The sequence below is a fragment of the Streptomyces sp. NPDC102490 genome (assembly GCF_044765285.1).
Lineage (GTDB): Bacteria > Actinomycetota > Actinomycetes > Streptomycetales > Streptomycetaceae > Streptomyces.
In genome coordinates, this window is sequence record NZ_JBIWJU010000015.1 from 22,989 (window position 1) to 37,538 (window position 14,550).

Consider the following 14,550-nt stretch of genomic DNA (forward strand, 5'->3'; position numbering starts at 1 on the left):
CACAAGGGAAGTCTCCCCATGACCGACTCCGCGAAGCCCGACACCTCCGGCACCGAGACAGCCGAGTCAGACCTGTTGAACTGGAACTTCATCCAGGACCCGTATCTGACCTACCGGGAGATGCGCACCGGGACGGGGCCCCGGCGGCTCGTCATCAAGACATTGAGCACAGGTCTGCGTTCGTGGCTGGTCACCGAGTACAGCGATGTGCGCCGGCTGCTGGCCGACCCCAGGCTCTCGAAGTCGGCCGCGGGCGCCGCACCGATCATCGCCAGGCACAGCACGGAGGACGTCTCGGGCGCGTCGATCACATCGGACAGCATGCTGTTCAGCGATCCGCCGCAACACTCGCGACTGCGGCGGATGTTCAGCAGGGCGTTCACGATGCGCCGGACACTGGACCTGCGGCCGCGCATCGAGGAACTCACCGACGAACTGCTTGACGCGATCCCGGCGGGAGCCGAGATCGACCTGGTGGAGTCGGTGGCGATGGCCCTCCCCATCGCGGTGATCGGCGAGTTGCTCGGCGTACCCCGCGCCGCCCACCACGATCTCCGTCGGTGGAACCGGGCGCTGACCAGCGTCGACTCGGAGCCGTCGGAGAAGTACCAGGCATACATGGCGTCGCTCGACTACTTCCGGACCCTGGTCGCCCAGAAGTCGAAGACTCATGACGGTGCGGACGACCTGATCAACGCGATGATCGATCCGGAGAACGAGGAGCAGTTCGAAGAGTCCGAGCTGCTTTCCACCATCTTCCTGATGATGAACGCGGGATACGAGACCACCGCGAACTTGATCAGCAGTTCGGTGTACGCTCTGCTGAAGCACCCCGAACAGTTGGAGCTGTTGCGCGGGGATGCCACCCTCATACCGAACGCAGTAGAGGAATTCCTGCGCTATGAGAGCCCGCTGAACCTTTCCACCCTGCGCTACACCACCGAACCGGTGGAGGTCGGCGACACTGTTGTCCCCGCCGGCGAGGTGGTGTTCCTGGCGCTGTCCTCGGCGAATCGGGACCCGGAACGGTTCGCCGAGCCGGACCGGTTGGACATTCGCCGGAACACCGCTACACACCTGGCCTTCGGCCACGGAATCCATCATTGCGTCGGCGCGCCGCTGGCCCGACTGGAGGGCGAGATCGTGCTGGCCCGGCTGTTGGACAGGTTCCCGCACTGGGAGGCGGCCGAGCCACTGGAACGACTGACCTGGCGTTACACCCTGCAGTTCCGTGGATTGGAGCGGCTGCCGGTCAGGCTGCACGCATGACTCATCGACACCGTCAACGACGGGAACGGAGCGGACCCATGTCAGCAGAAGTGATCGACCGGTTCTTCGAGAGTTCGGGTGCCGGCGACATCGAGACCGCCGTCGCGTGTTTCGCCGACGAGGGGAAGTGGATAACGCCCGACGGTGACGGAATCGGGACGGTGCACACGAAGGAGCAGATCGGCGATCTGATCACCAGTATGAACGCCATGCGCGAAAAGATGGTCGCCTCGGGGGTCGACGGGAAGTTCGAATCGCCGATCATGTTCGACGAGAACATGGGGCTGGTGCGGTGGACCGTCGAGACCGACGACGGAAAGGTGGTCAACCGTGGTGTCGACCTCTTCATCCTGAGCGACGGGAAGATCGTACTCAAAGACGTCTTCCGCAAGGCCTGAGAAACTCACTCAAGAAAGGGCCGAAGCCGTGATCAACAGCTACGAGGAACTGGTCGAGACAACGATCAGCGCCACCACCGACATCGAGGACTTCGAGAACATCCAGGTCGGCCAGGGCGGTAGTTACGAGCACGCCCTGTTCACCAAGTCCGGTGAGAAGGTGGCCACCACCTCGGGTGGCTACAAGATTCACTACCGGCGAGAGTCCGACCAGCAGTTCATGGCCTATCTGACCAACGAAGTCGTCTTCGAGGACGGCTCCGGAACGATCAGGGTCGCCGGCTGGATCGATCTCGGCTCCCTCCTCTCAGGGGACTGGGCCTACTACCCGAGCATGGGTACCAGTGGCCGTTATCTCGGCCAGACGGGGTTCATGGCCTGGCGCCCTTACGACCTCGGCAAGGTGGAAGGGGCCGACGTGAAACTGATCATGTTCGCCTCCGCCGAGTGAACGACCCCGCGACGCCGTGACGGGGTGAGGACACTCACCTCTCAGTATTCGTGGCTTCACGCCGCGAATCGGACACCTTTGTTCTCTGACGTGGAGGTTGAGAAATGGGCCGGGTCGCCGGGAAAGTCGCACTGGTCACTGGCGCTGCGCGTGGAATGGGGCGCTCGCATGCGGTGCGCCTCGCCCAACAGGGGGCGGACATCATTGCCGTCGACCTGTGCGCAGACCTCGAAACCGCGCCGTATCCGGGCGCGGACGGTCAGGACCTCTCTTCGACGACGCAGCTGGTCGAACAGCTGGGGCGGCGGATCCTTGCGCGCCGGGCAGATACGCGCAACTCCGACGAGCTGCAGGATGTCGTCGACGAGGCGATAGCCGAGTTCGGGCACATCGACGTCGTGTGCGCGAATGCCGGAATGTCCAGCTTCGGGTTCTCGTGGGAACTTACCGACGAGGCCTGGCAAGAGATCATCGACGTCAATCTGACGGGGTCGTGGAAGACCGTCAAGGCGGTGATCCCCCACATGATCGAACGGAATGAAGGCGGATCGCTGGTCTTCATCAGCTCGACGGCGGGCTTGATCGGCGTGCCGACCATGGCGCACTACACCGCATCCAAGCACGGCGTGGTCGGGCTGATGCGGGCCTTGGCGGTCGAGCTGGCACCACACAACATCCGGGTGAACTCGGTGAACCCTGGAAACGTCGACACGCCGATGGTCAACAACGCTCAGATGCGAAAGATCTACCTGCCCGAAGTCTCCGATCCGACACCGGAGGACGCGAACGAAGTGATGAAAGAAATGAGCGCGTTGCCCACCGGCTGGCTGGACCCGCAAGGGGTCAGCGACGCCGTGGTCTACCTGGCGTCGGAAGAGGCGCGTCACATCACCGGAATCACGCTTCCGGTGGACGCCGGAATGATGCTACCCAACAAGATGCGATAGGCGCCGGCTCGCGGCACATCGCTCATCGGTCCACCACATAACTGTCAGCGTCTCAGGCGCACGCGAAACAAGCTACCGGAGGGCTACTCACGATGACGGAAAGCGCACTTCCTCTGACGGTCGATCGACTCGACATCATTGAGTTGACGGCCAAATACGCCTTTCGACTCGACACTCGCCAGTTCGATTCTCTGATGGAGCTGTTCAGCGATGACAGCCCGGTTTTCGACGAAGAAGGCTTCGGGCTGGGCAAGTTCACGGGGAAGGACGAGATCCGCCACCACTTCGAGGTCGACATCTACGGACAGATGGAGAACCTCTGTCACATGACGGTCAACCACGTCGTCAACGAGATCCGCGGCGACCGGGCGTCCGGCAACTGCCATGTCTTCGCCCAGGGCGATGTACGGGCCGGTGGGTTTTCCCGGGCCACCGCGTACTACCAGGACGAATACGTGCGCGAGGCGGGGGTCTGGAAGTTTTCCAGTCGCAAGGTGATCCCGTTGACCAGGCCGGAGGTCGGTGCCTTCGAATTCCCCGCAGGGCAGAACCCGTTCGATCAGTAGGCTGGAAGTTACGGGACGATCAGCGGCATTCCGGTCGCAGGGCCTGAGGAAGAAGGAACGTGCACGCATCAACCACGAGTGACGGATCATGGATCAGGCCCCTGCGAAGCTCGGCTCGGGGCGGTCAAGTACACCTCGTCTGTTTCCCGTTCGCGGGCGGTTCCGCAGGATACTTCCGTTCGCTGGCGAACTCACTCGAACCGGATGTATCGGTGCTCGGGGTCCAGTATCCAGGGCGGCAGGACCGGCGTCACGAGCCCTTGATCGAGGACATCGGTCGGCTCGCCGACGAGATCTGCGAGGAGTTGATCCCGTGGGGAACGGAACCGCTCGCGTTCTTCGGTCACAGCATGGGATCGGTCGTGGCCTTCGAGGTGGCGCGTCGCCTTCAGCGGGACAATCGCCGAATGCCGCTCGCGCTGTTCGCGTCCGGACGTCGCGCCCCGTCGTGTCATCGCGCCGAGGATTTCCACGCGGCCGACGACGAAAGTATCATCGCCAACCTTCGATCGCTGGGAGGAACCGATCCGGCTCTTCTCGACGACGACGAGATGAGGCGTATGATCCTCCCCGTTGTCCGTGCCGATTACCGGGCCGTCGAGACATATCGCGCGCCAACGACCGAGACCAGATTGAACGTGCCGATCACGGCGATAACCGGCGATCGCGATCCGAGCGTGTCGCTCGAGGAAGCTCGTGCCTGGCGAGGGCATGCAGCGGGACCCTTCGAACTGAAGATTCTGACCGGAGGTCACTTCTTCATACATGAGCACGTCGCCGAGATAGCCGACTGCGTGAGGCGCGTGCTCCTGGGCCTCGGTTCCGAACGCACTCGACCGCTGCGACCGGAAGGGGGAGCCGGCCATGGACGTCGGCCTTGAAGTGAGCTGCCCGATGTGCGGAGGTCTCATCGAGGCGGCAGACAAGGACGAGCTGATCCGCTTGTCCCAGCTGCACACGATGGACGCCCACCGCTACAACGTCCCCGCTGAACACGTGTTGGCCTCGATGACGCCCGGTGACACAGATCCCGGCCAGGGAGAGGATGTGCAATGAAATCTGCGGCGGCGGAATGTCCCACCGTGGACGTGAACATGCTTGATTCCGACTTCGTGCAGGACCCCTATGAGACCATGGCCGCGTGGCGGACCCTGGGGCCGGTTGTCTACAACTCCCACCACGACCAGTACATGGTGACGTCGCATCGCAACTGTGCGCGAGTACTCGGTGACATCCGCCATTTCAACTCCGCAAACGTGCTCCCCGAGATGGAGAAAGCGTTCGGCGGACCGACCTTTCTCGGCACCGATGGCGTGCGACACCAGACGGTCCGCGGAATCTGGGAGCCGGACTTCGAGCGCAGGACTGTCGAAGTCGACTGGGCGGCGCGGATACAGCGAGTGGTGGACGTATATGTGGATCAATTCGTTGAACGCCTTCGCTCCGGCGAACCTCTCGACGCGCTCGCGGAGATGACGCGGATCATTCCCACTGTTGTCACCGCCCAACTGCTGGGCGCCGAAGAGGACGTGTACGAGGACTTCATCAAGTGGAGTGACGCAACGGCGGCGGTTCTCGGCGCACGACTGGACCCGACCCCGAGGGGGCAGGAGATCGTCGCGGACGGCGCTGCGGCGTCGATCGCTCTGAACTCGTACATCGCCGGCCTCATCGAGAAGCACCGTGCCCGGGGGGTGAGCGACGGATCGCTCATGGCCCAGATGGTGTTCGACGATTTCGCGCCGTCCATGCCCGACCGGGAGATACTGGCAAACGGGACGATGTTGACGGTCGCGGCGAACGAGAGTACGGCGCAGGTGATGGCGATGATGCTGTACGCGCTGGGACGCCATCCTGACCAACGCCGCGCGCTGGTCGCCGACAGGTCGCTTGTTCCGGCCGCACTCGAAGAGGTCCACCGCTGGTCGACTCTCACGCAGTCGGTCCTGCGCTTCTCCTGCAGCGACGAGTCGAAGGTCGGGGGATTCACGATTCCCGAAGGATCCGCGGTCGTGTCTCTTCTGGGTTGCGCGAACCGCGATCCCGCTCGCTGGGACGACCCGGACTCCTTCGACATCTCCCGTACCCGTAAAGCGCATCTGGGCTTCGGTTTCGGTCCCCACATCTGCCTTGGCATCCACATGGCCCGGATGGAGATGCGCATCTGGTTGAATCGCCTGCTGGACAAGCTGCCGGACTTCGAGATCGCGGGCGATGTCGACTTCGGCCCCGACTTCACACTGCGGGGCCTTCGGGGGATCCAGATCAGCGCGGCATGACTGAACCGGGCACGTGAACTCGTGACCGGGGCCAACCCGTTGTGACACCCGCACCAGCGGTAATGAGGTGCGGCCTCCGCTCGTCGAGCGAGGCCGCGCTGCCAACCGCGGCACGCGGCTGCGGACGTCGACACCGGCGGGCGCGCGGTGACTCCAGCGAGCTGCTCACCGGGCGGCGGGCCTGCCCACCTCCGCATGTCGAGTCCCGCCGCCGGGTCGGGCACGGGGAGGGTGACCCGGAGACCCCAGAGATGGCGGGTGACAACTAGGGGAGGGGCCACCGGGAAAACTAGGGGGATGGTTCGCCGAGTCGCAGAACCTATCGTGGGGCGCACGCAACTTCCCGGAGGTTGATGCATGGCTCACGCCGACCAAGCGCCTGTCTTGACCCCTTCTCCGCCCGCGCCCTCACTCATCCATTCCCCGCCGGAGCCGGACGAGCCGCGACGGGACCGGCCGGTCACCCGGTGGCTCGCTTACGACAAGACCGGTCGGCCGGCCACGCGCCACGAGGACGCGCGCCGGGTGCCGACCGACCCGACCGAGCACACCCGTCCGCGTCGGCTCTTCGCCGGCGCACGTACCGTCCGTCGTGTGGAAGCGCTGCGGCCGCGAGTGACTGATGTGGACGCCGACCTGGTGGAGAACTTGTGACTACTCTGCGCTTCGGCGCGTTCCTGCCCCCGATCCACCCGCTGGGGGAGAGCCCGACGTGGTGGCTCCGCCACGACCTGGACTTCATGGCACACCTCGACCGGCTGGGCTTCGACGAGGCCTGGATCGGGGAGCACCACTCGACCGGTAGGGACCTCATCGCCTCGCCCGAGATCTTCATCGCGGCGGCAGCGGAACGCACCACCCGAATCCGCCTCGGGACCGGCATGACCTCGATCCCGTACCACCATCCGCTGTGGGTGGCCGACCGGATGGTGATGCTCGACCACCTCACGCAGGGCCGGGTGATGCTCGGGGTCGGTCCCGGCTCCCTGCCCTCCGACGTCGCCATGATCGGCATGACCCCCACCGAGAGCCGTGAGCTCCTCGAGACCCATCTGGACGTCATTCAGCGGCTGCTGGCCGGCGAGTCGGTCACCACGACGGTCGGGACCCACACGCTGGTCGACGCGATGCTGCAACTGCGCCCGTACACCGAACCGTGCTTCGAGATCGCGGTGGCCGCGACGGCGTCGCCGACCGGCGCGCGCCTGGCCGGCAGCCGCGGTGTGAGCCTGATCTCGCTCGGGGCGACCATGAGCCAGGACGGGTTCGACGCGCTGGCGTACCACTGGGGGATCGCCACCGAGCGCGCCGCCCACGCGGGACGGCCGGCGCCCGACCGCAGGACCTGGCGGCTGGTCACGAACGTGCACGTCGCCGAGACCCGGGAACAGGCCTATCACGACGTTGAGTTCGGGCTGCGGGACTGGCTGAGGCATCTGAATGACAACGCTGCCACGCCTGGGCTCGCGCTGCCCGACGGCAGTACGCGGGAGCTGATCGACTTCGTCAACGAATCGGGCCTGGGCGCGATCGGCACGGCCGACGACGTCCGCCGCCAGATCCAGCGCATGGTCGACCAGTCCGGGGGGTTCGGCACCGTACTGCTGCTGGCGCACGACTGGGCCGCCCCGACGGCGAAGTGGCGCTCGTGGGAACTCGTCGCTCGTCAGGTCGCCCCGCACTTCCAGGGAGCGGGAACCAGCCACGCCCAGGCGTCCCACGACGCCCGGGCCCGGATCCTCGCGCGGCGCGAGGAGGCGACCGTCGCGGCCGGCGCGGCGCTCGAGCACATGAACCGCAAGTACGCCGACGAGGTGGCCGGAGGGTCCTGACCGTGCCGTCGTGACCCGCCCGGCCGCGGTCGACGAGCAAAGCCAGGCGGGTCAGGTGGTCCGTGGCTGTGACATCGGCGCATCACCACACGGTCCTGCGGGCCGCGGCACTGCCGGGGCCCCGACCGGCGCGGTGAGCCGCCACACCGTCACCGCCAGACCAAGAAGAGACTTCGCCGGGCCGCGGGCCGCGGTCCGGCAGCGAGCACCGATGCCTGCAGAAGGAGACGTTTCCGTCATGGCGACATGGTTCATCACCGGAGCCGCCCGGGGGCTGGGCGCCGAGACAGCCCGGCATGCCCTCAAAGCGGGACACGACGTCGCCGTCGGCGCCCGGCGACTCGACGCGTTGCCCGACGACCTGCGCGCCGCCGAACGATGCCATCCGGTCACCCTCGACGTCACCGACCAGGCCCAGATCGACCGTGCCGTCGCGGAGGTCGTCGATCGGTTCACCACGATCGACGTGCTGGTCAACAACGCGGGCCGCGTACTGGTGGGCGCGCTGGAGGAGGTCACCGATGCCGAGGCCAGATCGCTGTTCGACGTCAACGTCTTCGGCCTGATCAACGTGACGCGAGCGGTCCTGCCGACGATGCGTGCTGCCGGCAAGGGCAAGATCGTGCACATCGGCTCCCGGGCGGGGTTCGAGGGCGAGCCCGGGGTGAGCCTGTACAGCGCCTCGAAGTTCGCGGTCGCCGGCATCAGCGAAGCCCTCGCCGCGGAGGTGGGCCCGTTGGGAATCCAGAGCATGGTCGTCGAGCCCGGGGCGTTCCGCACCGACCTCTTCGACCCCAGCTCCCTGGCGGTCTCCGAGACGCGGCTGGCAGCCTACGACGGCACCCCCGCCCACCTCGTGCGCGACGGGGTCGGCGCGGCCAACCACGCCCAGCCCGGGGACCCGGTCAAGGGCGCGGCGCTGATCGTCGAGGTGACCGACGGCGAGACGCTGCCCTCGCACCTGCTCGTGGGCAGCGACGCCTACGAGCGTCTCGAGGCCAAGAACGCGCTGGTTGCCGAGCACATCGCCCCGTGGCGCGGCAAGGCGATGGACACCGCGCACCGCGACTGAGTCCGACCGTTTCGCATCGCGCCGCGGTCCCAGGCCCTGCCCCGCGGCACGAACGTCCCCCGGCCGTGCCGCCCAGGCCTGCGGGGTGGACTCGGTCGAGTCCGTGATCCGGAAGTCGGGCCCGCCGGCCTGTGAGTAGTGGCAAGGGAGAGCGTGTGCACACTTTGGTTATCAGCGCGCGAGATGCGGTCGCGGTGACGGTACCGCTGCCGGTCGGCATGATCCGGACCGGGGACCGGTGAAGGCCGTGGCCGAGGCACGCGCGGACGCCGGACTCGACGGACTTCCCGTAGCACTGCATGCGAAAGTCGCCGCCGCCCAGGCAGCGTGGGCGGTTGCTCGCTGCGCGCGGCACACGGTCGTGCCGGAACACCACTGGCCGGACGAAACCGATCTCGCCGCGCTGCGCGCCGGACGAGCACTGACCGAGCTGGTCTCCCGCTATGTGGGGAGGGCCGTCGTGGCCGCACGGGCCGAGGGGATCGGCTGGCCGGTCATCGGCGAGGCGCTCGGGATCGCCGACCCGGAGGCCGCTTTCGGCCCCGCAGTCGCCGGCTGGGCCGAAGAGCTGGCGCGCGTCCGCGCGGGACAGGTGCACCTGGCGGACCAGCCGGCGCTCGACTGGGTCGTCGACACGGCTTGGTGGGCCGAAGCGCTGCGGGAGTGGCTCACCAGACCCGGTGACAACCTCCTCGACTCCGCGGCCGGACGGCCGCCGGAGAACGGGAACGACTGGTGGCACCCGGACGAGCGAGCCGCCGGCGAGGACGACGAGGCCGACGCGGACCTCCTGTCGTGAACCGGACCAGCCAAGGAAGGAAAGCCGTGCCGAACGCAGAGCTCAAGGAGATTCAGCAGGCCATCGTGACCGGGGACCCGGGCGCGCTGGCCGGGCTGCGGGTGCCGGAGAGCTACCGCGGTGTGACCGTACACGCCGACGAGACCGAGATGTTCGAGGGCATCGCCAGCGCGGACAAGGACCCGCGCAAGTCGCTGCACGTGGAGGAGGTCCCGACACCGGAACTCGGGCCCGGTGAGGCGCTGATCGCGGTGATGGCGAGCGCGATCAACTACAACACGGTCTGGACCTCGATCTTCGAACCCCTGCCCACCTTCAAGTTCCTCCGGCGCTACGGGAAGCTGTCCCCGCTGTCGAAGCGGCACGACCTGCCCCACCACGTGGTCGGCTCGGACGCCTCGGGTGTCGTGCTGCGCACCGGGCCCGGGGTGCACCGCTGGAAGCCCGGCGACGAAGTCGTGGCGCACTGCCTCAGCGTCGAGCTGGAAGGCCCCGAGGGCCACGACGACACGCTGCTCGACCCCGAGCAGCGGATCTGGGGTTTCGAGACCAACTTCGGTGGCCTCGCCGAGATCTCCCTGGTGAAGGCGAACCAGCTGATGCCCAAACCCGCACACCTGACGTGGGAGGAGGCGGCGAGCCCCGGGCTGGTCAACTCGACCGCGTACCGGCAGCTGGTGTCGCGCAACGGTGCGAACATGAAGCAGGGCGACGTGGTGCTGGTCTGGGGCGCCTCCGGCGGGCTCGGCTCGTACGCCACGCAGTACGTGCTCAACGGCGGCGGCATCCCGGTGTGCGTCGTGTCCAGTCCGGAGAAGGCGGAGATCTGCCACCGCCTCGGTGCGGAGCTGGTCATCGACCGCAGCGCCGAGGGGTACCGGTTCTGGCGGGACGAGCACACCCAGGACCCGAAGGAGTGGCAGCGGTTCGGCGCCCGAATCAGGGAGCTGACCGGCGGCGACGACGCGGACATCGTGTTCGAGCACCCGGGCCGGGAGACGTTCGGCGCTTCGGTCTACGCGGCCCGCAAGGGCGGCACGATCGTGACCTGCGCGTCCACCTCGGGGTTCACGCACCAGTTCGACAACCGGTACCTGTGGATGAACCTCAAGCGGATCGTCGGATCGCACTTCGCGAACTACCGGGAGTCGTGGGAAGCCAACCGGCTGATCGACAAGGGGCTCATCCACCCGACGCTGTCGAAGTCCTACGCGCTGGAGGACACCGGCCGGGCCACGCTCGACGTGCACCGCAACGTGCACCACGGCAAGGTCGGCGTGCTGTGCCTCGCGCCGGAAGAGGGCCTCGGCGTGCGGAACAGAGAAAAACGTGCCCGGCACCTCGGCAGCATCAACGCCTTCCGTCAGGTGCACCGGGATTCCGTCCGGTGACGCCGGACGTACACCCGCGCTCGCAGTGTTCACCGCCGGGATGGGGGACCGCCTCGGCGGTGTGGAGCCGATCTGCGCTGTGCGGGCAGCGCACGGCATCAGCACCCCCGTCGCCGAGCACCTCGACGCGGCCGGTGTCGCGGTGAAAGTCACTCTCTCGCGGCCGTCACGGCGCCGTTCATAGACGAGGCGGAACGTTTGTCATGGACGTTTCGACTTTTAATGTACGCAGTATCCAAGACAAAGAAATTCTGGCTCTGTCAACCTCGCGGGCCCGGCCTTGGTCTTGGAAGGTATGGCCTCAATGCGTAAGAACCTGTTGTGACTCCGGGTGACGGAAGTCCTGCTCTCGGTATACCCCTCGGCTCCGGTGTCGAGTTCGCACGAAGAGATCGCCACCGCCGGATGGGGTCGACTCCCGCGACCACCGTTGCCTGCGCGGTGAGATAGGGCACATTCGCCTGTCGCGCCGACCGGAAACCGCTGCCGAGCGACTACGAACCCCCAGCTCGCAGCACCAACTGAGGTTGAAACCAGGACAGTTCCTTATTCCGCCCATAGGTTCAACGGCGTGATCGGCTGGGGTAGATATGAGTATGGCCGTCGTGGTGGCAAATGTCGGCCCGCAGGAGTGGTCGGTCGCATTGAATTTGTGGCATTGACGTCCGGTCTCAACCCATCGATTTCCGTATTCCTAATCCTCGTTCCGAGTGGCATGTCGGTGCGCGCGACGTACAGCTTCATGAGAGTCAGGGGATCGTGCATGATCGAGCGAGAGTCCGAGCTCGCTGAGTTGGCGGCAGCTTTTGCGGAGTCCGCCGCCGGGGGCGTGCGGGTTGTCGTGCTTCACGGGGTTGTCGGAACCGGTAAGACGGCGTTGTTGGAGGAGTTCGGGGTCCGGGTTCGTGAGGCGGGGGCGCGGCTGCTGCGGGCGAGTGGGGCGCCGACCGAGAGCTCGCTGTCGCTGGGCATGGTGCGGCAGTTGCTCGCCGGTGAGGTTTTCGACCGAGAGAGGGCGGCGACCGTGCGTGGTCTGCTCGACCACCAACTGCTCGCCGATGCGGCGTGCGACGGGGTGAGCCGGTCCCGGGTGCTGGACGGGTTGGCGACGGCGGTTCTGGAGTTGGCCGAGCAGAGCACGGTGGTGATCGCCATCGACGACACGCAGTATCTCGACGCGTTCTCCCAGGACTGGCTGATCTATCTGCTCCGCCGTGCCGGGCACGCCCGCATCCTGATCGTCTTCGGCTGGCGCGACGACGACGTCGAGACGTCCGAGGACAACTCCCGCCTCCTGTGCGCCGAGCTCTACCAGCAGCCCTATCTGCGGCGGTTGCTGCTGGCCCCACTGTCGTCCAGCGGCGTCGCGCGGATCATGGCCGGGAGACTCCTCGAGTCCGGTTCGACGGAGCTGGCCGCGCAGGCCCATCGACTCACCGGTGGCAATCTGCTCCTGCTGCATGCGTTACTGGAGGACAGCCGGGCCGCCACCGGTGGCGACGGCCCGCTGGCCGAGCTGAACACCGGGCCCGAGTTCGAGCGGGCGGTCCAGGTCGTCCTGGCCCGCTGCGATCCGGTGACGTTGCGGGTCGCCGGTGCGATCTCGGTCGTCGGTGAGCCGTCGCGGTTCGCCTACCTCGACCGGCTGGTCGGCGTCCCGTCGGACCGGGTCGCCGTCGCCATGCAGGTACTGACCCGCACGGGTCTGGTGGAGGCCGGCCGGATGCGGCACCCGGTCATGGCCGGCGTCGTGCTCAACACCTTCTCGGCCGCGGACCGCTCCGAGCTGAGCCGACGCGCTGCGGATCTGCTCAAGGCGTGCGGTGCGGACTCCCTGACGATCGCGGAGCACTTCGTCGCCTCCGGCCGTCTCGACGACCCGTCGGCCGTGCTGAACCTGGTGGAGGGGGCGAAGCAGGCGCTGAAGGAGGGCCACGCGCGGCGGGCCACGGAGCTGCTGCGCCTGGCGTACCAGGTGGATACCGGCGGCCGGCGTCGGGTGGAGATCCTGGCCCTGCTGCTGCGGGCGGGGTGGCGGGACGACCTGCGAGCCTCGGTCGGGCATCTGCCCGAGCTGACCGAGGCGATGCTGAGCGGCCGGCTCCGGGGCCGGGACACGACGCTCCCGGTGATCATGCTGCTGCTCCAGGGCCGGGTGGAGGACGCCTGCTCGGTGCTCTCCCGGCTGGCGGCAGACGTGCCGCCGGGCTCCCCGCCCTCGTGGGAGTTCGAGATGGTACGGATGTGGCTGGCCGACGTGTATCCCGGCATCTTCCGGCGCGTGGCCTGCGAGAGCAGGACGAACGGCACGCCGATCACGCCTCCGGGCGCCATCGGTTATCGGTTGCTCGAACACTTCCAGAGCTCCCACCATCAGGGGGCGACCGCGGAGCGGCTGGGCCAGGCCGACGAGGCGCTGTGGCAGCAGCCGCTGACCGAGATCAACCTGTTGCCGCTCATTCTCGCGTTGCGCACGATGGTGTATGCCGAGCGGTTGGAGGAGGCCGAGCAGCGGTGCCGGGAGCTGATGCAGGCCTGCCTCGATCTCCAGGCACCCACCTGGCGCGCGCTGTTCTGCGCGATCGCGGCGGACATCTCCCTACGCCGGGGCTCGCTCGGCGTTGCGGCCTCCCGGGCGAGTGCCGCGCTCGAACTCCTGCCGGTCGCCGACTGGGGCGTACTGGCCGCTGAACCGCTGAGTACCCTGCTGACGGCCCAGACGCTACAGGGCAAACACGACGAAGCGGCACGCACGCTGGCCCTGCGGGTGCCGGACGTGATGTTCGAGACGCCGTTCGGGCTGTCCTACCTGCTGGCGCGCGGCCGTCACTATGTCGAGCGCGGTCTCGCCCAGGTCGCACTCGACGACTTCCAGGCCGTCGCGGACCTGCTCGACCAGTGGGGGATGGCCCGGACCGAGACACTGTCGTGGCGTACGGAGATGGCCGCCGCCCACCTGCAACTCGGGAACCACGAGACGGCCGCGCGCTACGCCCGCGAGCAGCTGCGCCGTATCGGCACGGACTGCCACCTGCGGGTGCGCGGGCGCACCATGCGGCTGCTGGCGGCGACCCGCGAACTGCACCGCCGGCCACCGATGCTGCGCGAGGCCGTGGACGTGCTGCACCGGAGCGGGGACATGTTCGAGCTGGCGAGTGCGCTCGCCGCGCTGCACGATGCGTACACCCAGCTCGGGGACGCCGGCCGGGCGCGGTCGGTGGCCCGCAAGACCAACAGCATCAGGCAGGCGTATTTCGCGGAGCAGCCCGCTCGGCGGGTCGGCGCGCCGGACGTGCTGGAGGAGACGGAAGTCGACATGCTCGCGCTCAGCGATGCGGAGCGGAGGGTCGCCAAGGCCGCGGCAAGGGGCCTGACCAACCGGGAGATAGCCGGCAAGCTCCACCTCACGACCAGCACGGTGGAGCAGCACCTGACCCGGATCTACCGCAAACTGGGGGTCAGTTCACGAGTGCAGCTCCAGTCCCGCCTCGGGGTCCAACCTCCTTCCCCCCACCCCGCTCTCCAGGACGCCTCCGCCTGAAGGGT

The 14,550-nt window shown here is 67.3% G+C and carries 13 protein-coding genes; all 13 read left to right on the forward strand.

All coding sequences use genetic code 11. The annotated features are described in order from the left end of the window. Positions 1-18: 18 nt before the first annotated feature. Positions 19-1,269, forward strand: a complete 1,251-nt coding sequence (locus ACIRGB_RS30625) for a cytochrome P450 (protein WP_403871862.1) — start codon at positions 19-21, stop codon at positions 1,267-1,269. A gap of 38 nt (positions 1,270-1,307) precedes the next feature. Continuing rightward, positions 1,308-1,667, forward strand: a complete 360-nt coding sequence (locus ACIRGB_RS30630) for a nuclear transport factor 2 family protein (RefSeq protein ID WP_403871864.1) — start codon at positions 1,308-1,310, stop codon at positions 1,665-1,667. 28 nt (positions 1,668-1,695) lie between these two features. Then, positions 1,696-2,118, forward strand: coding sequence for an allene oxide cyclase barrel-like domain-containing protein (locus ACIRGB_RS30635; RefSeq protein WP_358747072.1), 423 nt, complete (start codon positions 1,696-1,698; stop codon positions 2,116-2,118). A gap of 104 nt (positions 2,119-2,222) precedes the next feature. Beyond that, positions 2,223-3,065: a mycofactocin-coupled SDR family oxidoreductase gene (locus ACIRGB_RS30640; RefSeq protein ID WP_403871866.1), complete on the forward strand. Its 843-nt coding sequence runs from the start codon at positions 2,223-2,225 to the stop codon at positions 3,063-3,065. Between the two features lie 92 nt (positions 3,066-3,157). Further along, positions 3,158-3,631 (forward strand): nuclear transport factor 2 family protein, encoded by a 474-nt coding sequence (locus ACIRGB_RS30645; RefSeq protein WP_403871868.1) that lies wholly within the window; start codon positions 3,158-3,160, stop codon positions 3,629-3,631. Between the two features lie 59 nt (positions 3,632-3,690). Further along, positions 3,691-4,512 (forward strand): thioesterase II family protein, encoded by an 822-nt coding sequence (locus ACIRGB_RS30650; protein ID WP_403871870.1) that lies wholly within the window; start codon positions 3,691-3,693, stop codon positions 4,510-4,512. Next, positions 4,496-4,687: a hypothetical protein gene (locus ACIRGB_RS30655; RefSeq protein ID WP_333748777.1), complete on the forward strand. Its 192-nt coding sequence runs from the start codon at positions 4,496-4,498 to the stop codon at positions 4,685-4,687. Before ACIRGB_RS30650 ends, ACIRGB_RS30655 begins: the two co-directional genes overlap by 17 nt. Before the next feature lie 26 nt (positions 4,688-4,713). After that, positions 4,714-5,910 carry a cytochrome P450 gene (locus tag ACIRGB_RS30660; protein WP_362024177.1) on the forward strand — a complete coding sequence of 399 codons (1,197 nt, stop codon included), beginning with the start codon at positions 4,714-4,716 and terminating at the stop codon, positions 5,908-5,910. Positions 5,911-6,560: 650 nt separating this feature from the next. After that, positions 6,561-7,742 carry an LLM class flavin-dependent oxidoreductase gene (locus tag ACIRGB_RS30665; RefSeq protein WP_403871872.1) on the forward strand — a complete coding sequence of 394 codons (1,182 nt, stop codon included), beginning with the start codon at positions 6,561-6,563 and terminating at the stop codon, positions 7,740-7,742. A 238-nt stretch (positions 7,743-7,980) separates the two neighbouring features. Beyond that, positions 7,981-8,814, forward strand: a complete 834-nt coding sequence (locus ACIRGB_RS30670; RefSeq protein ID WP_403871874.1) for an SDR family NAD(P)-dependent oxidoreductase — start codon at positions 7,981-7,983, stop codon at positions 8,812-8,814. A gap of 247 nt (positions 8,815-9,061) precedes the next feature. Further along, positions 9,062-9,613 carry a hypothetical protein gene (locus tag ACIRGB_RS30675; RefSeq protein WP_403871876.1) on the forward strand — a complete coding sequence of 184 codons (552 nt, stop codon included), beginning with the start codon at positions 9,062-9,064 and terminating at the stop codon, positions 9,611-9,613. Positions 9,614-9,663: 50 nt separating this feature from the next. Next, positions 9,664-11,004, forward strand: a complete 1,341-nt coding sequence (gene ccrA, locus ACIRGB_RS30680) for a crotonyl-CoA carboxylase/reductase (protein WP_403872241.1) — start codon at positions 9,664-9,666, stop codon at positions 11,002-11,004. Positions 11,005-11,767: 763 nt separating this feature from the next. Further along, positions 11,768-14,545, forward strand: a complete 2,778-nt coding sequence (locus tag ACIRGB_RS30685; protein ID WP_403871878.1) for an AAA family ATPase — start codon at positions 11,768-11,770, stop codon at positions 14,543-14,545. The last annotated feature ends 5 nt before the right edge of the window (positions 14,546-14,550 follow it).

Coding starts and splice junctions, on each gene's coding strand:
- ACIRGB_RS30625 (WP_403871862.1), top strand. CDS start 19: ATGACCGACTCCGCGAAGCCCGACACCTCCGGCACCGAGACAGCCGAG.
- ACIRGB_RS30630 (WP_403871864.1), top strand. CDS start 1,308: ATGTCAGCAGAAGTGATCGACCGGTTCTTCGAGAGTTCGGGTGCCGGC.
- ACIRGB_RS30640 (WP_403871866.1), top strand. CDS start 2,223: ATGGGCCGGGTCGCCGGGAAAGTCGCACTGGTCACTGGCGCTGCGCGT.
- ACIRGB_RS30645 (WP_403871868.1), top strand. CDS start 3,158: ATGACGGAAAGCGCACTTCCTCTGACGGTCGATCGACTCGACATCATT.
- ACIRGB_RS30655 (WP_333748777.1), top strand. CDS start 4,496: ATGGACGTCGGCCTTGAAGTGAGCTGCCCGATGTGCGGAGGTCTCATC.
- ACIRGB_RS30670 (WP_403871874.1), top strand. CDS start 7,981: ATGGCGACATGGTTCATCACCGGAGCCGCCCGGGGGCTGGGCGCCGAG.
- ACIRGB_RS30685 (WP_403871878.1), top strand. CDS start 11,768: ATGATCGAGCGAGAGTCCGAGCTCGCTGAGTTGGCGGCAGCTTTTGCG.